General features: G+C 67.7%; 16 protein-coding genes. 7 read left to right on the top strand and 9 right to left on the bottom strand.

Going from position 1 to position 21,352, the window contains the following annotated elements; all coding sequences use genetic code 11:
- Nucleotides 1-33: 33 nt before the first annotated feature.
- Both NGK62_RS21110 and NGK62_RS21105 read right to left on the bottom strand, forming a co-directional pair.
- Nucleotides 34-1,053 (bottom strand): histone deacetylase family protein, encoded by a 1,020-nt coding sequence (locus NGK62_RS21110; protein ID WP_251880196.1) that lies wholly within the window; start codon nt 1,051-1,053, stop codon nt 34-36.
- A 122-nt stretch (nt 1,054-1,175) separates the two neighbouring features.
- Nucleotides 1,176-4,214 carry a sensor histidine kinase gene (locus NGK62_RS21105; RefSeq protein ID WP_251880194.1) on the bottom strand — a complete coding sequence of 1,013 codons (3,039 nt, stop codon included), beginning with the start codon at nt 4,212-4,214 and terminating at the stop codon, nt 1,176-1,178.
- Nucleotides 4,215-4,660: 446 nt separating this feature from the next.
- Here NGK62_RS21105 and NGK62_RS21100 point away from each other — a divergent pair, with 446 nt between their 5' ends.
- The gene (locus NGK62_RS21100; RefSeq protein WP_251880192.1) at nt 4,661-4,933 is read left to right on the top strand and encodes a hypothetical protein; all 273 of its coding nucleotides are present in this window, start codon (nt 4,661-4,663) and stop codon (nt 4,931-4,933) included.
- A 102-nt stretch (nt 4,934-5,035) separates the two neighbouring features.
- On the top strand, nt 5,036-5,746 hold the full coding sequence (locus NGK62_RS21095) for a response regulator (protein WP_059379756.1): 711 nt from the start codon (nt 5,036-5,038) through the stop codon (nt 5,744-5,746).
- A gap of 19 nt (nt 5,747-5,765) precedes the next feature.
- Here NGK62_RS21095 and NGK62_RS21090 read toward each other — a convergent pair whose 3' ends face one another.
- Together NGK62_RS21090 and NGK62_RS21085 are read right to left on the bottom strand one after the other, a co-directional pair.
- A complete protein-coding gene (locus NGK62_RS21090) occupies nt 5,766-6,464 on the bottom strand; it encodes a response regulator (RefSeq protein WP_059379757.1) in 699 nt (232 codons plus the stop codon).
- 132 nt (nt 6,465-6,596) lie between these two features.
- On the bottom strand, nt 6,597-9,638 hold the full coding sequence (locus NGK62_RS21085) for a hybrid sensor histidine kinase/response regulator (RefSeq protein WP_251880190.1): 3,042 nt from the start codon (nt 9,636-9,638) through the stop codon (nt 6,597-6,599).
- A 193-nt stretch (nt 9,639-9,831) separates the two neighbouring features.
- Here NGK62_RS21085 and NGK62_RS21080 point away from each other — a divergent pair, with 193 nt between their 5' ends.
- The gene (locus NGK62_RS21080) at nt 9,832-11,070 is read left to right on the top strand and encodes an EAL domain-containing response regulator (protein WP_251880188.1); all 1,239 of its coding nucleotides are present in this window, start codon (nt 9,832-9,834) and stop codon (nt 11,068-11,070) included.
- A gap of 43 nt (nt 11,071-11,113) precedes the next feature.
- Here NGK62_RS21080 and NGK62_RS21075 read toward each other — a convergent pair whose 3' ends face one another.
- Nucleotides 11,114-12,586, bottom strand: a complete 1,473-nt coding sequence (locus tag NGK62_RS21075) for a hypothetical protein (protein WP_118932008.1) — start codon at nt 12,584-12,586, stop codon at nt 11,114-11,116.
- Nucleotides 12,587-12,666: 80 nt separating this feature from the next.
- Between NGK62_RS21075 and NGK62_RS21070 the strand changes: the two genes are divergently transcribed.
- Nucleotides 12,667-12,930, top strand: a complete 264-nt coding sequence (locus NGK62_RS21070) for a hypothetical protein (RefSeq protein ID WP_251880186.1) — start codon at nt 12,667-12,669, stop codon at nt 12,928-12,930.
- Between the two features lie 44 nt (nt 12,931-12,974).
- On the opposite strand, the gene NGK62_RS21065 is transcribed toward NGK62_RS21070, so the two are convergent.
- The 3 genes from NGK62_RS21065 to NGK62_RS21055 all read right to left on the bottom strand — a co-directional run bounded on the left by NGK62_RS21065 (nt 12,975) and on the right by NGK62_RS21055 (nt 17,122).
- Nucleotides 12,975-14,663 carry an amidohydrolase gene (locus NGK62_RS21065; protein ID WP_251880184.1) on the bottom strand — a complete coding sequence of 563 codons (1,689 nt, stop codon included), beginning with the start codon at nt 14,661-14,663 and terminating at the stop codon, nt 12,975-12,977.
- A 26-nt stretch (nt 14,664-14,689) separates the two neighbouring features.
- Nucleotides 14,690-16,081 carry an alginate export family protein gene (locus NGK62_RS21060; protein WP_251880182.1) on the bottom strand — a complete coding sequence of 464 codons (1,392 nt, stop codon included), beginning with the start codon at nt 16,079-16,081 and terminating at the stop codon, nt 14,690-14,692.
- A 135-nt stretch (nt 16,082-16,216) separates the two neighbouring features.
- The gene (locus NGK62_RS21055) at nt 16,217-17,122 is read right to left on the bottom strand and encodes a LysR family transcriptional regulator (protein WP_118932011.1); all 906 of its coding nucleotides are present in this window, start codon (nt 17,120-17,122) and stop codon (nt 16,217-16,219) included.
- Nucleotides 17,123-17,265: 143 nt separating this feature from the next.
- On the opposite strand from NGK62_RS21055, the gene NGK62_RS21050 reads away from it, so the two are divergent.
- On the top strand, nt 17,266-17,943 hold the full coding sequence (locus NGK62_RS21050; RefSeq protein WP_118932012.1) for a hydrolase: 678 nt from the start codon (nt 17,266-17,268) through the stop codon (nt 17,941-17,943).
- 45 nt (nt 17,944-17,988) lie between these two features.
- Here the strand turns inward: NGK62_RS21050 and NGK62_RS21045 are convergent, their stop codons facing one another.
- Nucleotides 17,989-18,891 carry a LysR family transcriptional regulator gene (locus NGK62_RS21045; protein ID WP_251880180.1) on the bottom strand — a complete coding sequence of 301 codons (903 nt, stop codon included), beginning with the start codon at nt 18,889-18,891 and terminating at the stop codon, nt 17,989-17,991.
- 161 nt (nt 18,892-19,052) lie between these two features.
- Here NGK62_RS21045 and NGK62_RS21040 point away from each other — a divergent pair, with 161 nt between their 5' ends.
- On the top strand, nt 19,053-19,997 hold the full coding sequence (locus tag NGK62_RS21040) for an alpha/beta hydrolase (RefSeq protein WP_251880178.1): 945 nt from the start codon (nt 19,053-19,055) through the stop codon (nt 19,995-19,997).
- A 22-nt stretch (nt 19,998-20,019) separates the two neighbouring features.
- Nucleotides 20,020-21,348 (top strand): MFS transporter, encoded by a 1,329-nt coding sequence (locus NGK62_RS21035; RefSeq protein ID WP_059379807.1) that lies wholly within the window; start codon nt 20,020-20,022, stop codon nt 21,346-21,348.
- The last annotated feature ends 4 nt before the right edge of the window (nt 21,349-21,352 follow it).

The raw sequence follows: 21,352 nt of genomic DNA, 5'->3' as shown, positions 1-21,352 counted from the left end.
GCGTCCGCGGCGGGACGCCGGCGCGGTGCGCGATCAGGCGGCAGCCAGTCCGCCGAAGAAGCGCGCGGCGTTCGACTCCAGGCCTTCGATGTAGTAGCCGCCTTCCTGCACGATCAGGGTGGGCAGCGCAAGGCCGCCGACTTCCCGGCCCAGGCGTTCAAAGCCGTTTTCGCTGACCGCGACCATGGCCTGCGGGTCCTTCTCGAAGATGTCGAAGCCCAGCGACAGCACCAGGGCGTCGGGCTGGAACAGTTCGATGGCGCGGCGCGCCTGGGCCAGCTTGTCGAAGAACACCGATTCCGGAGACCCATGCGGCATGGGCAGGTTGATGTTGTAGCCGTAGCCCGCGCCGGCGCCGCGCTCGTCTTCGTAGCCGGCGACGACAGGGTAGAAGTTCTCGGGATCGCCGTGGATGGACACGTACAGCACGTCGCTGCGCTCGTAGAAGATCTCCTGGATGCCCTGGCCGTGGTGCATGTCGGTGTCCAGGATCGCCACGCGCGGAAAGCGCGAGGTCAGGCGCTGTGCGGCGATGGCGGCATTGTTCAGGTAGCAGAAGCCGCCGGCCGCGTCGCGCCGGGCATGGTGGCCGGGCGGGCGGCAGATGGCGTAGGCGTGGCGCTCGCCCGCCAACAGCGCATCGGCGCCGGCGATGGCGCATTGCGCCGACCAGTAGGCCGAGTGCCAGGTGTGCTGGCCGACCGGGCAGCTGCCGTCGGCCAGGTAGCGCGCGGCCTGGGCCAGCACGCCGCGCAGGGCGTTGGGTTCGCGCACGAAGACGTTGGAGACGACCTCGTCGCCCCAATCGTCGGGCAGTTGCTTCCAGGCGGCGTGCGCTCCTTGCAGAAAGCGCAGGTAGTCCAGCGTGTGCACCGCCGAAATCGCGCCCGCGCCCTGGTCGGGCGGCGCCTGCACCTCAAAGCCCTGCTTGCGCGCGGCCTCGGCCAACGCGTCCAGGCGCGAGGGCACTTCCTGGGGCGTGCGCATCTTGCCGCGTGAGAAATAGGTCTGCGGATGGTGCAGTTTCTGGTCGTCGTGGAAGTATGCCTTCATGCGGGATGACACCTGGTTGCGGGTTGACGCCACGCCGGCCGGGGCTGTCGTCTCCCGGGCAGGCGGCCAAGACGACGTTATACGTGGCTGCGGCCCGCAGGACAATCGGCAACACCCTGCATTCAGCGCAAGGCGGCGCGCGCGGCGGTCTCCAGGCTGAGCAGATGTTCCTCGAGTTTCTGGCGGTCCTGCGCCGAGGCATACTGTCCCATATGCATGCAGAGGTCGGCCACGGCGGTCTTGCCTATCATGGAAAAGGCGCCCCGGATCGAGTGGCATTGTTCGCGCACGCTTTTGAAGTCCGCGCGCGTCAGCGCTTCGCGGATCGCCGCCAGCGAGGCGCCCAGGCTGGAGTCCAGCGCGGCCAGCACGGCGGGTTCCGGCGGCAGCGTCGCCGGGTCGGTGAAGGCAAGGGATTCGTCGCCTAGCCGGGCCTGCGGAATGTGTTCGCGTATCGTGCGTTGCAGCGCCCGTAGCGACAAGGGCTTGAGCAATATCGCGTCAAAGTCCGCGGCGCTGCTGTGCAGTTCGTCGGGTTCCACGTGCGCCGTCACTGCCACGACAGGGAGTGCGGGGCCGCGCGCTCGCAGGAACTGCGCCAGGGCGTAGCCGTTGATCTCCGGCATGGAGATATCCGTCAGCACCATGTCGTAGCGGCGCATTCTGACCCAGCGCATCGCGGCCGCCGCGCCTTCGGCGGCATCGGCGGCGATGCCCAGAGCGGCAAGCTGGTCCAGGATCAGCTCGCGGTTGGCGGGGTGGTCGTCCACCACCAGCACGCGGATGTCGCGCGCCAGTCCGCAAGACGCGGCCGTGGCGGGCGGGCCGACCGGGCCGGCGGACAGTGGCGCCGCGTCAGCCGTTTGTGGGCAGGCTTGCAGCGGCAATGCCACGCTGAAGACGCTGCCTCTTCCGACTGAGCAGGCGACGGACAGCGTCCCGTCCATCATTTCGACCAGCTTCTTGCTGATCGGCAATCCCAATCCGGTGCCGCCGTAACGGCGGCTGATCGACCCGTCGGTCTGCGCATACAGGGTGAACACGCGGGCCGCCTGCTCGGTCGTCATGCCGATTCCGGTGTCGCGCACGCGCAGCTGCACGCCGGTTCCGCCGGCCAGGCCACGGCCAGGCGTCGCGGTGATTTCCACTTCGCCGGCCTCGGTGAATTTGACGGCATTGCCCACCAGGTTCACCAGGACCTGGCGTATGCGGGTCGGGTCGCCAGCATAGGACTGCGCCAGCCCGCTGTGGGGCTTGAACGACAGCCGCAGCCCCTTGGCGCGGGCGGCGGGTTCGAACATGGCTACGACCTGGGCGGCGATCTGCGCCAGATCGAACGGTATGCGCTCGATCGTCATCTGCCCGGACTCCATCCGCGACACGTCCAGGATGTCATTGATCAGATCGACCAGCGCGCGCGAGGCCTCGCGCACGGTGCGCAGGCGCCCGCCCTGGCCCACGGCGTTCGGATCCCGGTCCAGCAGTTCCAGATGGCCCAGCACCAGGTTCAAGGGCGTGCGGATTTCGTGGCTCATGGTCGCCAGGAACACGGACTTGGCGCGCGCCGCATCGATGGCGGCGATCCTCGCGTCATCGCGCCGCCTCTCGATGTCCTTGCGCGCCGTCGCGTCCGAGAAACTGCACAGCAGCACGTCGTCGCCGTGGTAGCGCGTCTTGACGATATTGACCAGCAGTTCGCACTCGCGGCCGTCGTCCAGCTTCAGGGTGACTTCTCGGTCGCGCTGGACCCAGGCGTCGCGGTCGCCGCGGGCATGACAGTCGCGCAGCAAGCCGTGCAGCGACACGCCGGCCGCGGCCCGGGCGGCGTAGCGCTCCATCATCGCGTTCTGCAGCAGCGCCTCGCCGCTCGCGCACGAGACCAGGCCCACGCCGAACTGCGCCGATGCGATGATGGAGCGATTCATGTGCTCGCTTTCGAACACGTGCTGCGAGCGGCGGTACACAGGGACCAGCGCCTTGCGGTGGAACCACAGCAACAGTGCCCAGAGCGTGCTGAGCAGCAGGATGGTCACGGTCAGGTACAACGCCAGGCTGGGCAGGAGCGCGGCGACGACGGTGCGCCAGGAGTAGGCGTACACCAGGGTCCAGCCGGTGTCCAGCAGCGGGCCGCTGACGTTGAAGACGCCATGCTGGTAGCGCGTCTGCGGCTCCGTTGCAGCGGGCTTCCAGGAGCCGGACGCCAGCGCCGTGCGCACCGGTCCATCCGAGTGAGCGATGGGCCGCCCGTGGTCGGTCTCAAGCAGGATGCGGCCGTCGCCATCCACCAGCGCCACGGCGGTGCCGTCCGGGATCGCGTCCAGGCGCGCGGCCAAGGCGCCGACCGGATAGTCGCTCACGAAGATCATGAACGGCTGCAGGCCGTCGAATGCGGGTTCGACCAGCTTGATCACGTTCTGCCCGGTCAACGGGTTGACCGCCGGCGCTTGCCACAGGATGCGGCGCGTAGAGGCCCATAGCGCGGCCGCGTCCGGATCCTTCAAGACGGCCAGGTCATAGGACAGGCGGCTGATGAGGCCAGCAGTGTCCGAGGCGCCGACGCGCTCCAGCAGTTGCGGAAAATCCAGGCGCGGCGCGGGCATCAAGGCCAGGAAGCGCAGGTCGGGGCTGTATCCATATGCCATCAGCGGCGACTTTCTTTCCTGTTGGCTGGCGGTCGCCGTATAGGCCTGCAGTTCCAGCATGCCGAGGTAACGGGCGTGTTCGTCGGCGGACGATGCCGCGGCGGTGTCGGCCACCGCCAGAATGGGCGTAAGCCCGGCGCTGGCCTGCAAGCGGACCCGGCCATGGCCGGCGCGCAACGCGGCTTCATTTTCAGGCGTGGGGGCGGGCCGCGCCTGCCATAGCAGTTCGGCATTGATGACGCCGCGCCGCATGGCGGTCTGCTTGCCTTCGAGATCCAGGCTCACGAGAGACTGGTGCGCGGCGAGTTCCGTGTGCAGCCTGGCGATGGCGGCATGCGCCGCGTTGTACAGGACCAGACAGGCCGCAAGCACGATCAGAACGGACAGCACCATGCCGCCGCCGAACAGCATCACGGAGTGATAGCGGGCGAGGAGGCTGAGTTCCCGGTCGTGTTGCATCCCCGCGCTGAGCAGGTCTTGCGTATCGCCAAGGCTGGCCATGGCGGTGGAGTTAGGCATATCGGTCTTTCGGTATGGGTCGCGCGCGTGGACGTGTGGCGCGCTTGATGCAGACGCGAAGAATCCCATGAAAACCCGGCTTGCAATCCGTTTTCAGGGCTATATTTGCATTTGTTTTGCAGTATTCAGACTAGCCCTATATCCAAGCCCAATGAACTAGGACTGGGCTTATGAATTCGGCATGGGGCAGGACTGGGGGCAGGCTGCGGACCGCCACGCCCATCCAGCGCCGGCATGCGCGGCCTGGTCCGGGCTCGCGACGGCCGGCGGCCCTTGTCGGGACTGCAAGCAAGAATTTGCGGCGCCCCTGCCGCAATTGTTGAGGAGTTGACATGAGGCATCCTGCGAGGGTTTCTGTTCGTATGGTCATGGCAGGCGTGTTGGCGGCGGGTGTGATACCCATGGCGGCTCATGCCGCATCGGGAACCATCACGTTCACAGGGGGAGTGTCCGCAGCTTCGTTTACGCGCGATCTGCGGCAGGCGCCGGACGGAGCGGCTCTGCAGTTCCAGGGCGCCCGGGTCGAACGCAGCAGCGCGACCGTGAGCCTGCGGAACCTGGATTCGGCGTCGTACGGCTTGGCTTGCCCGGGCGTGCGCATGCAGCCGGACGCGGCCTGTCATCTGCCAGCGGGCGGCGGCGCGCTGGCGCTGACAGCGAGCCGGTCGCATCCTGCCGCGGGGCCGGCCAGGGCCATCGTCACGCTGGCCTACGACTAGCCTCGGCCGCGAAGACTTATCTATCGGGCCGGCCAATGAGCGCCGGCCCGGGACCTTGCGCAAAGGCTCCTTTTCAGAAGAACAGTCCCTAGAGACTCGGGCATGGACGAATTCAAGATCAAGGTGATGCTGGCGGACGACCATCCCGGCATGGTGGCGGGCGTGCAGCACGCGCTGGCCGAGGTGGCTACGATTTCGCTGGTGGGCGCGGCGGCCAATTCCACCGAACTGGTCGCGCTGCTGGATCGCGTTCCTTGCGATGTGGTGGTGTCCGACTACTCCATGCCCGCCGGCGATTTCGGCGATGGGGCTTCGCTGTTCGGCTTGCTGCAGCGGCGTTATCCGCAGCTGAAGCTGGTGGTGCTGACCATGCTGGACAATGCCGCGGTCATGCACACGCTGGTGACGCTGGGCATAGGCGGCATTGTCAGCAAGTCCGACGCGCTGGCGCATCTGATCCCGGCCATCCACGCCGCCCACACCGGCGGGAAGTACTACTCGCCCAGCGCCAACAAGGTGATCCAGGGCATAGACTGGAACCGGCGCGGGCGCAATGCCGAAAGCGTGCTGAGCCAGCGCGAATCAGAGGTCGTGCGGCTGTATGCCTCGGGCCTCACCATCAACGAAATCGCCGAGCGCCTGCACCGCAGCAAGAAGACCATCAGCACCCAGAAAGCCAAGGCCATGGAAAAGCTCGGCATCGAGCGCGAGGTCGACCTGTTCCGGTATGCAATGGAGAACGGCCTGACCGCCACGCTGGCCGAGGAATCCGCGCCGGCGGGGCAACAGCAGGATTCAGGCACGCCGGGCTGAGGCCCGGGCGCGCATGGGCTTACGCCGACGCGGCTTCCTGGGTTGCGCCGGCTGGGCCGGAGGAAGGGCTGGCGCTGATCAGTCCCGATTCGATCCCGTAACGCAGCAGTTCGATGTCGCGCTCCAATCCCAGCTTGAGCATGGCTGTGCCTTTCTGCGTGCTGATGGTCTTCTTGCTGCGGTGCAGGCGCTCGGCGATTTCATTGATCGTCAGGCCGGACACGAACAGGCGCACCACTTCCAGCTCGCGCCGGGTCAGCATGTGGATGCCGTAGTCGCCGCGGTCCAGGGCGTTTGCCAGCTCGGAGATCCGCGGCGAAAGATAGCGGCCGTTGGCGTGGGCGCCATGTATCGCCGGCAATAGATGATTCAGCGAATCGGACTTGCTGAGGACGGCGGGGATGCCGAGGTTCAAAAGCGAATGCACGATGCCCGGGCTTTCCAGCATGGTCAGCACCACGATCTTCAGGGCGGGGTAGCGCTGGCGGATCAAGCCGAACAGCGTGATGCCGTCGCCGAACCGTCCGCCGGGCATGGAGTAGTCGGAGATCAGGACTTCGCACGGATGCCGGCCCAGCATCTCCATCAGTTCTGAGGAGTCGCGGGCCGCGCCGATCACGGATACGGTGCTGCTGGTAGCCAGCGTGTGCTGCACGCCGGCGCGTACGGCGGGATGGTCGTCGGCGACCATGACGCGTAGATTGAGTGGCTTCATCATGGAACAGGGTAGGAGCAAAGCTGGCGTGGCCGCCAGGCGCGTCGAGGCGGCGCAGCACAGACTTTATGGGCGCGCGCGCTGGCGGATAAGCAGCCAGGTCCGATTGCGGGCCCGTTCGGGATAGGACTAAGCCTATTTTTCCGGGTCGCGGGGTTTGCGCCTTGTCAACGCCGCCTCTGCCAGGGGTTCGAAGGCATCCAGGGCGTTGGCCAGGGCTTCGGTGCGCCGGCTGCGAGCCAGCTCTTCCATTTGCGCGCACAGGTCGGCGAGCGCCGTCTCGTGAATCATGGCGCAGGCTCCGCGCAAGGAGTGCAGATGCGCGCCCGCCTCGGTCTCCTGGGAATCATTGCCGGCGCGGATCGCGGCGAGTTCCTTGCGGATGGCCGCGAGCGATTGCCGCAATGACAGGACCAGGGCCTCATGCACGCGTGCGGGCAGCGGGCCTTGCGCGATTTCGTCCCGGGCGCGCGGGCCGGCGGCAGGCGCTGCGCCTGGACGCAGCAGGCGCCGGATCGCCGCGTCCAGCTTGCCCAGCAGCAGCGGCTTGACCAGCACCGCGTCAATGCCCGCATCGCGGCATTGCTGGTGTTCCTGCGCGCCGACGTGGGCGGTGTAGGCGATGATGGGCACCTGCGCGCCCTGCGCGCGCAAGCAGCGAGCCACGGCGTAGCCGTCCATGCCTGGCATGTTCACGTCCGTGATCACCAGGTCGTAGGCTTGCTCCATGTAGCGTCCGAGGGCGGCGCTGCCGTCCGCGGCGAGGTCTGTCTGGTAGCCCAGCGTTTCGAGCTGCATCTTCATCAGTTCCCGATTGGCGGGATTGTCGTCCGCCACCAGGATGCGGGCGGTGATGGGCTGGTCCTGATGCCAGGCCGCGGCGTCATCGGCGGCAGGGGCTTCCTGGACTTCAGCGGGCGCGGCGCGCAGGGGCAGGGTCACGAGGAACGTGCTGCCTTGCTGTGGCGCGCTGGTGACGGCAATGCCGCCGCGCATCAGCGCCGCCAACCGGCCGCACAGCGCCAGGCCTAGCCCGGTGCCGCCATAGCGCCGGGCGATGGAGGAATCCGCCTGGGTGAACGGCCGGAACAGCGTGGCCTGCTGCGCCGGCGTCATGCCGATGCCCGTGTCGCTGACGCCGATCACGATCGGCGTGTCGGGGGCGTTGTCATCCTGGCGGTAGACCTCAAGGAGCACATCGCCGCGGGAGGTGAATTTGATGGCATTGCCGACCAGGTTGAACATGATTTGGCGGATGCGCGTCGGGTCGCCCAGATAGCGCGGCGCCAGGCCGTCGTCGATGCTGCAGTCCAACTCCAGCCCCTTGGCCTGCGCGGCCGGCGTGAAGACGGCGATGACCTGGCGGGCCACCTCGGCCAAGTCGAACGGAATGGACTCCACGCTCATCTGGCCGGACTCGACCTTGGAGAAATCCAGGATGTCGTTGATGATGTCCAGCAAGGTCGCCGAGGACGAGGTGACGGCGCGCAGGCGCTCGCTCTGCGGCGCCGAGAGGCCGGAGCGCTCCAGCAGTTCGAGATTGCCCAGGATGGCGTTGAGCGGCGTGCGGATCTCATGGCTCATGGTGGCCAGGAAGGCGGACTTTGCCTGGTTCGCCGTGTCTGCCGCGACGCGGGCCTCTTCCAGTTTTTGCTCGAGCTGCTTGCGGGCGGTGATGTCGGTGAAGTTGCAGAGCAATACCTCCACGCCCTGATATTTGGTGCGCACCGCGCTTACCAGCAGATCGCTGCGGCTGCCGTCGGCGCGCGGGTAGGCGAGTTCCAGGCCGGCGTGCCAGCCGGCCGCTTCCGAAGCGTCGTGATACTGGGCGAGCAGGCGCGAATGCAGGGGCGGGCCGCCGGGCGCGCCGCTGGCGGCGTAGTCCTGCATGACCTCGTTCTGCAGCAGCACTTCGCCGGTGTTCAGCGACAGCAGGGCGAGCCCCGAGGGCGCGGTGGCGACCATGGTGCGGTTCAGGTTTTCGCTTTCGAAGATGCGTTGGGAGCGGGCATAGCCGGGCTTGAAGACCTTGCGGTCGAGCAACAGCAGCACGCCCCAGACGAACGCCACCATCAGCAGCGTCGCGACCGCATAGCTCGCCAGCCGCGGCCACAGGTCGGCGACGATGGTGCGCCAGGAAAATGCATAGATCAGGTTCCAGCCGGATTCCGAGACCTGTTCGCCCAGGATGAAGAGGCCATCGCGATAGCGCAGATCCGCCGGCGCGGACGGAGCCGACCGCGCCGCGTCCAGGATCCGGGCGGCGAGCTGCGGATCCTGCGCGTCCATGTCCGTCGGCAGGAGCTGGCGTCCGTCCTTGTCGACGATCAGGGCCGCTTCTTCGTAGCGCGTTGTCGTCAGATAGGCGTTCAGGGCATCGGCAGGGTAGATCGCGACGAAAATGGCGAATATCCGGCCCTCGCTGCTGGCTGCCTGGTACAGCCGCAGGGACAGCTTGCGCGTCAGCGGGTCGATGGCCGGCGGCAGCCAGCGAGGTCCGCCCGCCGCCATCAGGCGTTGCCGGACCTCGGGCGAGTCCAGGTCGCCCAGATCCGGGGCGATCGTCCGGATCAGTTCCGGGACGTCTTTCGCGCCCACCAGCGTGAGCGGGTCCACGGTCTCGGACATGGGACCCACGCCGAGGAAGCTGCGATCGGGGCTGTAGAAGAAGCCGCTGACCGAGAGCGCCTTGGCATAGGCCGCGGCCGAATAGCTGATCTCGTCGGTCAGATGCAGGTAGGGTAGATAGGCCGCCGCGGGCCGGCCGGGTTCGATGTCGGCCAAGGCCACCACCGGCGGGAAGTTGGGATTGCGCTGGAACTCCATGCGTCCTTGCTGCCGCGCGAAGGCTTGCACCAGCTCGGGCGCGGCCTCCGACGCGCGCCCGGGCCAGGCGTATTCCTCGTGGGACAGACCGATGCGGAAGGCTCCCTCGCGCACGCCCAGCGCCGTCTGCAGCAGCGCCTTGCGCACCACAAAGCCGGCGTAGCGTTCCGCGACGTAATCCCTGGCCTGCGAGAACACCATGACGCCGGCGACGGCCAGCAGCACCAGGGTGGTCACGGCGCCGCCCACGTACAGCAGGGCGCGCTGGTAGCGGTTCAGGATGCTGATGGCGCTGCGTGATGGCCGGCCGGCGGTGTCGGACTCTCGGACGTCTTGGGGGTGCGCGGCCATGCTGGGTTCGGCTCCGCCGGGATGGGTGACGCCATGATAGAGCCAATCAGGCCAAAAACGGAAAATAGGACTCGGCTGATTTCCGTTCCCGGCCGCGGGTGGAACAATGAATTCGTCGGCAGTTCGCTGCCTGGCCTCCCGCCTGCAGGCGCCTTGCCGCAGCGCCATGGGCCCGCCGTTCATGAGGAACATCATGCTCAAATCCGCCCTGGTTGTCGATCAAGACGAACTCCAACGCTCCGCGCTGACGCGGATGCTGGGCAAGATCGGCGTGCCCGAGGTGGCGGTGGCGCACGACGGCGCGTCGGCCGTGGCGGCGATCCGGCAGCGGCAGTGGGATCTGGTCATCGTCGACCTCGACATGACGGACCGCACCGGGCTGCAGATGATCGACGCGCTGGCCGAGGCCGGCGGCTGCGGCGGCATCGCGATCGCCAGCAGCCATCCGTCCCGGATCCTGCAGGCCGCGGCGGCCTACGCCAGGAATCGCGGCCTGCCCATCATTGCCGCGCTGGGCAAGCCGCTGGAAGCGGCCTGCCTGATTGCAATGATCGAATCCCTGGCCCGGACGGCGCTGGCCGATGGCGCGGCGACGCTGCGCGCCGCGGCGCAGAGCAGCAGCGTGGCGCTGGCCGGGCTGGACGCCGAACGCCTGCGCCGCGCCCTGGCGCAGCGCGAGATCACCGCATACTTCCAGCCGCAGCATTGCGTCTCGACGGGCGAGCTGCGCGGCGCCGAAATGCTGGCCCGCTGGGTCGCCGACGACGGCACGATGATTCCTCCGGCCGCGTTCCTGCCGGCTTTCGAGTCAGCCGGCTTGCTCGGATCGCTGACCGACTACATGCTGGCGCGCGCCTTCGAGGCCCTGCGCGAACTCGGCAACCGGCCCGATTGCGTCATCAGCATCAACGTGCCGGCGACCGTTGCAAGCTCCATCTGCTGGGCGCAGGACGTGGCCGACCGCGCCGAGTTCGCCGGCGTGGATCCGAGCCGCATCGTCATCGAGATCACCGAGGACGGGGGCGCCCGCTCCAATGGGGCGCTGGCGGGGGCCGTCACGCAACTGCGCCTGCGCGGCTTCAGTTGCGCGATCGATGACTTCGGCACCGGCGATTCCTCGCTCGACCGGCTGCTGTGCGCGCCTTTCGACGAACTGAAGATAGATCGCGACCTGATCTCCCGTGCGGGCCGCCATCGACACGCCCAGGACGTCCTGGCCTGCACCGTGGAGATGGCGCGGTCGCTGGACATGACGGTGGTGGCCGAAGGCATCGAAACCCAGGAGGAATACGACATGGTGTGCGCATTGGGGGCGCAGGTCACGCAAGGGTACTTCCATGGCAGGCCGATGCCGCTGGGCGCATTCAGCCAGTACGCGCTCAGCCAGGGCGTGATCGGACATGGAATCCTGCGGATGTACGCACGCGCCTGAAGCCGGCGCGCACCGTACATCGCGGGCTAGTCGCGGATCGCGATCAGGCTCCGGTCAGCACCACCAGTACCGCCAGGCACAGCAGCAGTCCGAACGCCGCCAGCGCATAGGGCAACAGCTGCACATACACGCCGCGCTCTTCGCCGCGCCCATGCGCCAGGCCGGCCGCGATCGACATTCGCACGGGTGAAAAAATTCCCATCGACGTGCCCGACACATGCAGCAGCGCTGCCGCGGCCGGCACGCTCAGGCCCGCATTCAAGGCCAGCGACAGCTGCGCGGGCATGAACAGGCTGTTGGGCGCATTGCCGCTGTTGGCCAGGATGCCGAACACGCCGGCCAGCAGCGGCGTGATCAATAGGGTCCAGTCCTGCAGGCCGGCGAACAGGCCGTCGGCATACGCTTGCGAGATGCCGGCGCCGGCCAGGACTTCGGCCATCATGGCGAACAGGAACACGGAGTAAACCGCGTGCCGTCCCGTGGTCCAGGCCGCGCGCGCCTGTGCCGCGAGCAGGCCGCGCTGGCGGCAGAAGGCGGCCATGAGCACGGCGCCCGCGATCAGCCAGCTGCCGGCATGCAGCAGCGGCATCCAACCGGGCAGGTCCGGGAATGGCTTGAACGCAGCCAGTCCGGCCAGGCCGCCGTTCAGCCCTGGCAGCAAGCGCGTGGCCACCAGCCACGCAATCATCAGGATATAGGGCAGCGCCTTGCGCGCCGCTGCCATCATCCGGGGCCGGTCCGGCCGGCGGTCCAGCAGGAAGCGCAGCACGATGAGCGGGCCGTAGGCCGACAGCAGCGCGGTTTCCGGCCCCAGCAGCGCCGTCGCGGCGCTCAGGGCGCCCAGGCTCGCGATCATCCAGACGGCTTCGCGCACATGCTCCGCGGGTTCGGCCCGCAAGCCCGCGCGCCTGGCGGTGCGCCAATACAGCAGCATCCACAATACCGTCAGCAAGGCGACCGGCACCATGCCGTACAGCGCCAGTTGCGACGCCGGGACGCGCGCGTAGGCCGAAGCCAGCAGCGTGCCGCTGCCCATGGCGCCCCAGGGGATCAGGGTCTGGCTCAGCAGCGCGAACACCATGGTTTCGCGTGGCTTCAAATCCAAAGGCCGGATCAGCAGCACCGTACCCAGCATGCCCACGCCGAAGCCGGTGGCCGATTCGGCGAAAGGGCCGACCAGGAAACAGGCAAAGAACAGCAGCCGGCGGCGCGCCAGGGGATGGGCCAATGCGGCTTTGGCGCCGTCCGCCGCCGCGTGCGGCGCGCGTCCTTGCGCCGCCATGTTCCAGAACAGCAGCCCGCCCAGAATGTACGGCGTGATGATCCAGCCTATCCAGAGGCCGCGTTCCAGCGCCAGCCCGAGCTGCCCGGCGCCGAAGGATGCTGGCGCCGCATACAGGGCGATGGGCACGGCAGCCAGCAGGCCTAGCACGGCGGCGGCGGTGGTGGTCAGGCGTCCGCTGGCGATGGCGCCGATGACGGCCAGGGCGGGTAACGACCACAGTAGGTACATCATGGATTGAGCGTCGGCATGGCGGGGTCCGGGACTGGCATGGCGCGTAGCAGTGTATGCCGAGAGGCCGGCGGCGGCGGGTCATGCCTGCCCGATCGCAGGGTCTTTTGGAAGTTGCGGCGACCGTACGCTGCGTCCTGCGTTCGGAACTCAAGACGATGACAAAATGCCGCAACCTGCGGCGGCAGGTTCAGCAGTCCAGTCTGGCGTGGGGCCAGCGCTGCTGCGCCACCAGTTCGCGCGTCAACGAGGGCAACGCCGCCTTCGTGACCGGGGATGTCGCGCCGGAGGGCGTGCCGGGCGCGAATTCGAAGGGCTTCCAGGTCGGGATCAGCCATTCGTTCTGAGCGCGTTGCGGTGCGGCCCCGCGCTCAGGGCGGGGCCGTTTCCTTTATCGGACCGCCTTGGCCGGCGGCGCCGGCAACACCCCGGCGTCATGCACCGGCTTGCCGCCCAGCAGCGTGAGCACCGAATTGATGGCGTGGATCTGGTCCGCCGGCATCGTCAGGTAGGGCTGGTCCAGCACTGCCAGGTCGGCCAGCTTGCCAGCGTTCAGTTGACCGCGGTCGTCTTCGTCGAACGCCAGCCAGGCGGCCTGGCGGGTGTAGAGCGCCAGCGCTTCCTCCCGCGTGAGCAAGGCGCCGGGCTCGCGCAGCACCGTGGCGCCGATGGCGCGCCCCTGCACGTGGTACTCCACCGCCTGCCAGACCCCGGCCACGCCGATGCGGGTGGAATCGGTGCCGCCCGCGACCGGCAGGCCCAGGTCCAGCGCCGTGCGCACTGGCGGCGAATGCTGCTCCGTTCCCTTGGGATTGGCCGCGCGTATCGCCTCGCCCTCGAAGTACGGACCCATCTGCACCGTGTAGGCCAGCCCCAGGCGCGCCATGCGTTCCAGCGTGCGGCGCGAGCCGGTGTTCAGGTGCGCGATCGACCAGCGCAGCGGACGCAGGTCGTGGTCGCGGCCGACTTCCTCGAACACATCGAGAATCGCGCTGGCGGCATCGTCGGTGTAGGCGTGGATCTCCAGCGGGATGCGGCGTTCGGCCGCGTAGCGGGCGATGCGGGCGAGTTCCTGGCGCGCTTCGGCCGGCGGCTTGAATCCCGGTCCCATGCGCACGCCGTCGTTCATGGCGGACACCAAGTTTTCGCCCAATCCCAGGAACGCGAGCTTGCCGTCGTCATGGCGCGGCGGGCGGAAGGCCATGATGTCGCGGAACCATTGCGCCTCGCCGCCTGCGCGCAGGGCCGAGATCCGGTAGCCCGCACGCACGGTGAGTTCGCCGCGGTCGCGCAGCGCGTAGAGCGGTTCGTAGGCTTCAGCGGCGCCGGCCGATGGATCGATGAAGCCGGTCAACCCGCGCGCGTTCATGGCGCGCAGAAAGGCTTGCAGTCCGGCGGGACGGTCGGCGGTATGGCTGAGGCGGGCGAACAGCGCGTTGAACGGGCCGATGCCGCCCAGCAGCCTGCCGGTGGCGCGGCCTTGCGCGTCGCGCTCGACCGTGATGCCGTGCAGTTCCGGCGGCTGCGGGGCGTCCAGGCCCAGGGCTTCGATGCCGCGGCTGTTGAGCAGGGCGTAGTCGTACAGGTATTGGACATAGGCGGGATGCCCGGGAACCGCCTGGTCCAGGTCGGCGCGCGTGGGCGCGCGGCGCTCGAGGAATTGCCGCGGATGCCAGGATCCGACCACCGCGACCCAATGGTCGCGCGGGCGTTGCGCGGCGTCGCGCGCCAGCCGGCCCAGCGCGTCCGCCAGGCTGGGCGCGTCATACCAGTAGGTTTCGAACGCATAGGTCTGGCCGCCGCGGATGGCGTGGATATGGGTGTCGATGAGGCCGGGTATCACCGTGCGGCCTTGCAGATCCAATTGGCGCGTGGCCGGTCCGACGTGTTGCTCGACATCGCCATCCCCGCCCACCGCGACGATGCGTTCGCCCTGGATCGCGAGTGCCGTGGCGCGCGGCGCGGCGGGGTTCATGGTGATGATCTGGCCGTTGCGCAGCACCAGGTCGGCGTCGCGGCTGTGGGCGGCGCAGGGCAGCGCGGCTGCCAACGCGAGGACGAGCGCCGTGGTTCTTTTCATGTGTAGTCTCCGGTCGTCAAGGATGTTCAGTAGCGCCATAGCGCTTCCAGGCCAAAGAAATGGACGGTTTCGGCGCGGCCGGTATCGCGGATGAAGCTTCCAGGCCGGAACACCGAGTAGGCCGCTTCGAAACTCAGGTGGCGCGACACTTCCCAGCCCAGCACCACGTCGGCCTGCGTGCCGATGTAGCGCGAGCGGCTGGCGCCGGCCGGGCGCAGCAGATTGCCGGACACGCCGTACACGCCGTCCTGCAGGCTCTGACGCCAATAGAAGACCGCCGCGGTGCCCAGCGTCCAGCCGGAGCCCAGGTCCAGCGTGAGCGAGGGATGCAGATTGATGAGGTTGGAAGGGCCGATCAGGCCCGCTTCGCCGAAGTACTTGCCCTTGGGGAAGAAGACGGCAAAGGTCTGGAGCTTGGGATCGTCGGGATTGCGGTCGCCGCTGATGATGTTGGCCTTCAGCCCCAGGCGCGGCTGCAGCGGCGCGCCGCGGAAGGTGTAGCTCACATCGCTGGCGAGCGACCAGGCCCGCGCCGGCGCGCCGGCGAAGCTGCCGTATTGGTAGACCGCTTCCAGGTCCCAGCGCCAGGAGGCGCGCTTGCCGAAGTAGCGTGCGCCCAGCGCATTGCGGGTTTCAGGACCGCTGCCCTGGTTGTAGCTGGCCGAGTCGCTGGACAAGGACAGCAGGTAGGCATCCAGGCCGGTGTCGGCCAGGCCGCCGGGCGCGGACCAGGTGCCGTAAAGGCCGCCGAGCCTGCGCTGCGGGTCGGCGCGGTCGCTGAAATCGTCGGGATCGTTGCGCACCGGGCGCACCAGGAAGCCGTCCACGCGCAGCCCCTGGCCTGCCCAGCTGAGCGCGCCGCCGTCGAACGAGCGCAACACGTTGGGGCCGTAGCGCGCGGAGATCAGCCGTTCGCTGCCGTAGGCCATGACCTGGCGGCCCGCGCGCGCAGTCCAGGTTCCGGCATCGCCGGCAAGGGAGATGTCGACGAAAGCCTGCAGCACGTCGCTGCCGGTGTCGTCGGGCGGCCCGATGGAGCCGGCGTCGCGCTCGGCATGGGTCAGGTTCAACTGGCCGAAGGCGCGCACCTGCCGGCCCAGCCGCAGGTCGGCATAGGGCAGGAAACGGTAGAGCTGGTAGCCCTCGTCGGGCACGGTCGCGTCGCCGAATTCGTTGTTGCGGTAGCGTTCATAGCGGGCGCGCAGCTCGGCGCCCAGGGTCAGCGCGGAGGAGTCGCCCAGCCGGATCCACTTGCCGGTTTCGCCCCAGGCGCCGGTGCGTTGGGCGGGGTCGGCCAGGTAGCTGTAGTCCTCGGTATAACGCCAGGGATCGATGGGCGGCAGCGCGGGTTCGGCGGCCTGCGCGGCGCCGAATGCCAGCGCGGCCAGCGGAAGGATTGCGAATCGGTGGAAGTTCAAGTTGCCTGGGCCGCAGCCGGCGCATGCGGGCGTCGACAGCGGTAAAAGAAACCAGGCGGCAAGATAAAGTAAGGACAATGGCGTCGGTAGTCGCCATTTTTCGTCCTGGCTGTCCTGAAAACGGAACGCTGGGGCTTAGTCCTCCTGCAACTTCCCGAAGCGCTCCGCCAGATAATCCACCAAGGCCCTGACCGACGACAGCAGGCCGCGCCGGGATGGGAACACCGCGTGTATCAGCTCGCGGCGCGGCGCCCAATCCGGCAGCAGCCGGACCAGCTGTCCCGCCTGCAACTGTTCCCGCACCATCATGGTCGGCAGCTGCACCACGCCCACGCCGGCCACCGCCGCGTTGCGCAGCGCGATCATGTCGGTGGTGATCATCCTGGGGGCGAGCGAGACCGTGGCCTGCTGGCCGTCCTGCTTGTATAGCTCCAGACGATAGGTCTGGTTGGGCGAGCCCAGCGCCAGGCTGGGCCATGCGCCCAAGTCGTCCGGAGTCGTGGGTTGGCCGCATTCGGCCGTCAGGGCCGGGCTGGCCACCAGGCTCTGGCCGCGGTCGGACAGCACGCGCATGACCAGCTCGCTGTCTTCCAGCGGAGGCGGGCGCACGCGGATCGCCACGTCCACGGCTTCACCCAGCACATCGACCCGGCGGTTGGTGGCTTCGAGTTGTATGACCACGCGCGGGTACTTGATCATGAAATCGGCGAGCATGCCGCCCACATGGGTATGCAGCAGGGCGATCGGGCAGGTCAGCTTGACCACGCCGCGCGGTTCGACCTGGGCCGCGTCTATCACTTCCTGCGCGGCTTCCGCTTCGGCCAGCATGGCCTTGCAGCGCTCGTAGTAGGTCTGGCCGATGTCCGTGACCATGAAGTGCCGGGTGGAGCGCTGGATCAGCCGCACGCCCAGGCGCTCTTCCAGCAGGGCCAGCCTGCGGCTGAGGCGGGACTTGGGCATGCCGAGCGCGCGTCCGGCGGGTGCAAAGCCCTGGTGCTCGACGGTCTGCACGAAATAGAAGAGGTCGTTGAGATCCTGCATGGCATCCCTTTTGGTTCAAAAAATAGAACGCTGAAAGCAAAAAATGGGTCTTCCGCTAATTTTGTTCCATTTTTAATATTTGTGCAGCCATAAGGCTTCTGATTCGGCCACAAGCCGTCGACCTTCCAAATTAGGAGTACACCATGTCCGCACCCGCCAACTTCAACGGCCAACGTCCTGTCATCGACGCCGACGACGCCGTCATGCTGCTGATCGACCACCAGAGCGGCCTGTTCCAGACCGTGGGCGACATGCCCATGCCGGAACTGCGCGCCCGCGCAGGCGCCTTGGCGTCGATGGCCACGCTGGCCAAGATGCCCGTCATCACCACGGCTTCCGTGCCGCAAGGCCCGAACGGTCCGCTGATTCCGGAGATCCACGCCAACGCCCCGCATGCGCAATACATTGCGCGCAAGGGCGAGATCAACGCCTGGGATAATCCCGAGTTCGTTGCCGCCGTGAAGGCCACCGGCCGCAAGACGCTCATCATTGCCGGCACCATCACCAGCGTGTGCATGGCGTTCCCCGCCATCAGCGCGGTCGCCGACGGCTACAAGGTGTTTGCGGTGATCGACGCCTCCGGCACGTACACCAAGATGGCCCAGGAAATCACGCTGGCGCGCGTGGTGCAGGCCGGCGTGGTGCCGATGGACACCGCGGCCGTGGCCTCGGAGCTGCAGAAGACCTGGAACCGCGAAGACGCCATCCAGTGGGCCGAGGTCTATACCAAGGTGTTCCCGGCCTACCAGTTGCTGATCGAAAGCTACTCCAAGGCGCAGGAAGTGGTGAAGAACAACGAAGTGCTGGATTCGCAGCGCTGATGCGTTTGCGCCTCGGCGGCCTGATCCGGCCGCAAGCCGCCCGGATCAGGCCGCCACGCCATGCCGCTCTGCGATGCGCAGCAGCAAGGCTTCCAGTTCCTGAAGGATGGGCCGGTGGTCGTCCACCCGCCTGACCAGGGCCGAGGGCATGGCGGGCAGGTCTATCTCCACGAAGGCGATCTCTGGCGTCGCGTAGTAACTGGCGGCGCGCTTGGTCAGCATCAGCAGGCCCACACGCGTGTTCACCGCCGCAATGCCTTCGCGGATCGTGCGCACCACCGGGCCGTCGCCGATGGGCTTGCCCTTGGGCGTATGGCGCGGAAAGTGATAGTCCTGCCATTCCTGGTTGACCGATCCCGGCACCATGCGCACCAGCCGTTCCTCGGCCAGCAGCTCGGGGTCCAGCAGGGTCGCCGCGGCAAACGGATGATCCAGCGGGACGCACAGCATGCGCTGGTCCCGCAGCACGATGGGCCCATGGCACAGGCCGTCCGCGCCCAGCGGCAAACGGCAGAACGCGATGTCGACCGAGCCGTCCGCGACCGCCGCGTAGTGGGTGACATAGGTCAGTTCCACGAACTCCAGTTCCACGTTGGGATGCGCCGCCTTGAACTCCGAGACCAGCGGACGGTATAGCTCGTAGAAGCCGCCGCCCAGGAAACCGATGCGCAGATGGCGCGGCTTGCCCGCGGCCTGGCGCTTGCAGTCGTCCAGCGCGGCTTTCAGCATGACCACGGCGGGTCCCGCGCCCAGTTGCAGGGTTACGCCCAGCGGCGTCAGCGCCACCCGGCGGCTGCTGCGCTCGAACAAGGGGGCGCCCAGCGTCTTTTCCAGCGCCTTGACCGCTTCCGATACGGAGGACTGGCTCATGTGCAGCGCTTCCGCCGCGCGGCCGAAATGCAGCTTGTCGGCGACGGCCAGAAAACAATCGAATTGGCGTAGATCCATGGCTTCGGGGCGCATTGCGCGCGCGTAGTGGTCATTCTTATATCAATCGGAATTAACGATTGATGGCGTGAATAATAGCGCTTGTTCGCTCCAGGCCCGATGGGCAGAATTCGACCTGTTCACACAAGTTTAGCCCATTGATGGGCGATAAGGAGACAGGCATGAGTTCATCTGTGCCAGAACGAACAGGCCTAAAAGGATCGGCAGAGCCGATTGAATTCCTGGTCGAAGGAGATCTGGTCCGCGGCACCTTCTACCGGCCCGAGCAGGCCAGCGGCCCGGTGGGCGCGGTTGCGCTCGCGCACGGCTGGTCCATGGTCGCGGGGGGCGACCTGGAAGAGTACGCGGCCGCGGTGGTGGCCCGCGGCCTGGCCGCGCTGACCTTCGACTTCCGCAATCTCGGCCGCAGCGAGGGCATGCCCCGCCAGGAGATCGATCCGCAGCGGCAGATCCAGGACTTCCGCTCGGCGATTTCCTATCTGCGCCGGCGCCCGGAAGTGGACCGCGAGCGTATCGGCATCTGGGGCAGCAGCTACAGCGGCGGCCATGCGCTGACGGTTGCCGCCATCGACCGGCGCGTCAAGTGCGTGGTCAGCCAGGTTCCCACCACCAGCGGGTTCTCGGCGGCGCAACGGCGCGTGCGCTACGACAAGGCGCAGGCGCTGCAGGCCGCGTTCGAAGCCGACCGCGAGGCCCGCGACGCGGGCCAGCCGCCGGCGACGCTGCGCATGGTCGATGCCGATCCCGACGCGCCGGTCGCGTATCCGGGCCCGGACTCCTACAACTACATGACGGGCGAAGCGCGCCGCTGCCCGAGCTGGGTCAATGAAGTCACGCTGCGGTCACTGGAACTGGCCCGCGCCTATGAGCCCGGCATGTATGTGCGCCGCATCGCGCCCACGCCGCTCCTGATGATCGTCGCCGCCGGCGACGGCCTGACGCCTGCCGATCTGCAGCAGGACGCTTTCAACGCGGCCCATCAGCCCAAGGAATTGCTGCTGCTGCCCGGCGGCCATTACTCGGTCTACACGGAACATTTCGAACGCACCAGCAGCGCCGCGGCCAACTGGTTCGCGCGGCACCTCGGCCAAGACCAGCACGGATAAGAACATGACGACGACAATAATGATGGAGACACAGGACCGCCAACGCCGCCAGGCTTCGCTACGCGCGGCGGCGGTGGGCAATGCCCTGGAATGGTTCGACTGGACCCTGTACGGCACGTTCTCGGCCTATCTGGCCATGAACCTGTTCGACCCGTCCGACCGCGGCTCGGCGCTGCTGGCCACGCTGGCCGTGTTCGCGGGGGGATTCCTGGCGCGGCCGATCGGCGGCTGGCTGTTCGGCCGCATCGGCGACCGCTACGGCCGCAAGTTCACGCTGGTCCTGACCATGTGCCTGCTGGCCTTGACCAGCCTGGCGATCGCGCTGCTGCCCACCTATGAGCAGGCCGGGGTGCTGGCTTCGGTATTGCTCTTCATTTGCCGCCTGATGCAGGGATTGGCGCATGGCGGCGAGTCCGGCGTGGCCTATACCTACGTTGCCGAAATCGCGCCGCCGGCGCGGCGCGGGCTGTGGTCGAGTTCGGTGTTCGTCAGCGTGACCATCGGCGTCATGGCCGCGACCGCGCTGGCCGCCTTGCTGACGTCCTGGCTGGGCAAGCCCGCGATGGAAGCCTGGGGCTGGCGCGTGGGCTTTGGCGTGGGGGCGCTGTTGGGCGTCTACGCGCTGTTCCTGCGCCGCAGCGCGAGCGAAAGCGAGGTCTTCGAACACAGCGCGGAGCAGGGCGGCGCGCAGAAGGTGTCGGCGCGCCAGGCCTTGAAGATTGCGCGCAACATCGTGATGATCGCCGCGGCGTCCAACGCCACTTACTACACCTGGGTCACCTTCGCGCCGGCCACGGCCATCGCGACCAAGGGCATGGATCCGGCGGGTGCCTACACGGCCAGCCTGATCGCGCAGCTGGTGTGCCTGTTGTGGCTGCCCGTCTGCGGCTGGATGGCGGACCGCTACGGCCGCAAGCCCATCGTGATGGCCTTTGGCCTGGGCGTGGCGCTGGCGGTGTTTCCGGTGTCGCACATCGTGACCGACCAGCCCTGGACGCTGTTCGTGGGCCAACTGATAGGGCTGCTGGTCTGGGCGCTGCTGGCGGCGATCTTCCCGGCCGTGGTGGCCGAGCAGGTGCCTACCGGCGCGCGCGCCATGGGGGTGGGCTTCATCTCTTCGCTGTCGGTCGCGATCTTCGGCGGCACCGCGCCCTATATCAATGCCTGGCTGGGCGCCCAGGGGCTGGAATGGGTCTACACGGCCTATGTGGGGGCGTTGGGGCTGATGGCCTTTGCCGGCGCCTTCCTCATCAAGGAAACCGCGGGCATGGACCTCAACGACATCCGGTTGCCGGGAGATGAATCCGGCAATGCCGCCAACAAGGCCGCCAAGCGCGCGGCGTTCAACTGAACTT

Origin of the sequence: Achromobacter sp. Marseille-Q4954 (assembly GCF_943737025.1) — a bacterium.
Lineage (GTDB): Bacteria > Pseudomonadota > Gammaproteobacteria > Burkholderiales > Burkholderiaceae_B > Achromobacter > Achromobacter bronchisepticus_A.
The sequence above is the reverse complement of the archived record's forward strand: the minus strand, read 5'-3'. Positions and strand labels throughout refer to the sequence as shown.

Bases quoted from the DNA above. Each gene is read 5' to 3' on its own strand.
- NGK62_RS21080 (WP_251880188.1), top strand. From the start codon at position 9,832: ATGCTCAAATCCGCCCTGGTTGTCGATCAAGACGAACTCCAACGCTCC.
- NGK62_RS21065 (WP_251880184.1), bottom strand. From the start codon at position 14,663: ATGAAAAGAACCACGGCGCTCGTCCTCGCGTTGGCAGCCGCGCTGCCC.
- NGK62_RS21035 (WP_059379807.1), top strand. From the start codon at position 20,020: ATGGAGACACAGGACCGCCAACGCCGCCAGGCTTCGCTACGCGCGGCG.
- NGK62_RS21090 (WP_059379757.1), bottom strand. From the start codon at position 6,464: ATGATGAAGCCACTCAATCTACGCGTCATGGTCGCCGACGACCATCCC.
- NGK62_RS21095 (WP_059379756.1), top strand. From the start codon at position 5,036: ATGGACGAATTCAAGATCAAGGTGATGCTGGCGGACGACCATCCCGGC.
- NGK62_RS21045 (WP_251880180.1), bottom strand. From the start codon at position 18,891: ATGGATCTACGCCAATTCGATTGTTTTCTGGCCGTCGCCGACAAGCTG.
- NGK62_RS21110 (WP_251880196.1), bottom strand. From the start codon at position 1,053: ATGAAGGCATACTTCCACGACGACCAGAAACTGCACCATCCGCAGACC.
- NGK62_RS21075 (WP_118932008.1), bottom strand. From the start codon at position 12,586: ATGATGTACCTACTGTGGTCGTTACCCGCCCTGGCCGTCATCGGCGCC.
- NGK62_RS21040 (WP_251880178.1), top strand. From the start codon at position 19,053: ATGAGTTCATCTGTGCCAGAACGAACAGGCCTAAAAGGATCGGCAGAG.
- NGK62_RS21085 (WP_251880190.1), bottom strand. From the start codon at position 9,638: ATGGCCGCGCACCCCCAAGACGTCCGAGAGTCCGACACCGCCGGCCGG.
- NGK62_RS21050 (WP_118932012.1), top strand. From the start codon at position 17,266: ATGTCCGCACCCGCCAACTTCAACGGCCAACGTCCTGTCATCGACGCC.
- NGK62_RS21055 (WP_118932011.1), bottom strand. From the start codon at position 17,122: ATGCAGGATCTCAACGACCTCTTCTATTTCGTGCAGACCGTCGAGCAC.
- NGK62_RS21070 (WP_251880186.1), top strand. From the start codon at position 12,667: ATGCCTGCCCGATCGCAGGGTCTTTTGGAAGTTGCGGCGACCGTACGC.
- NGK62_RS21105 (WP_251880194.1), bottom strand. From the start codon at position 4,214: ATGCCTAACTCCACCGCCATGGCCAGCCTTGGCGATACGCAAGACCTG.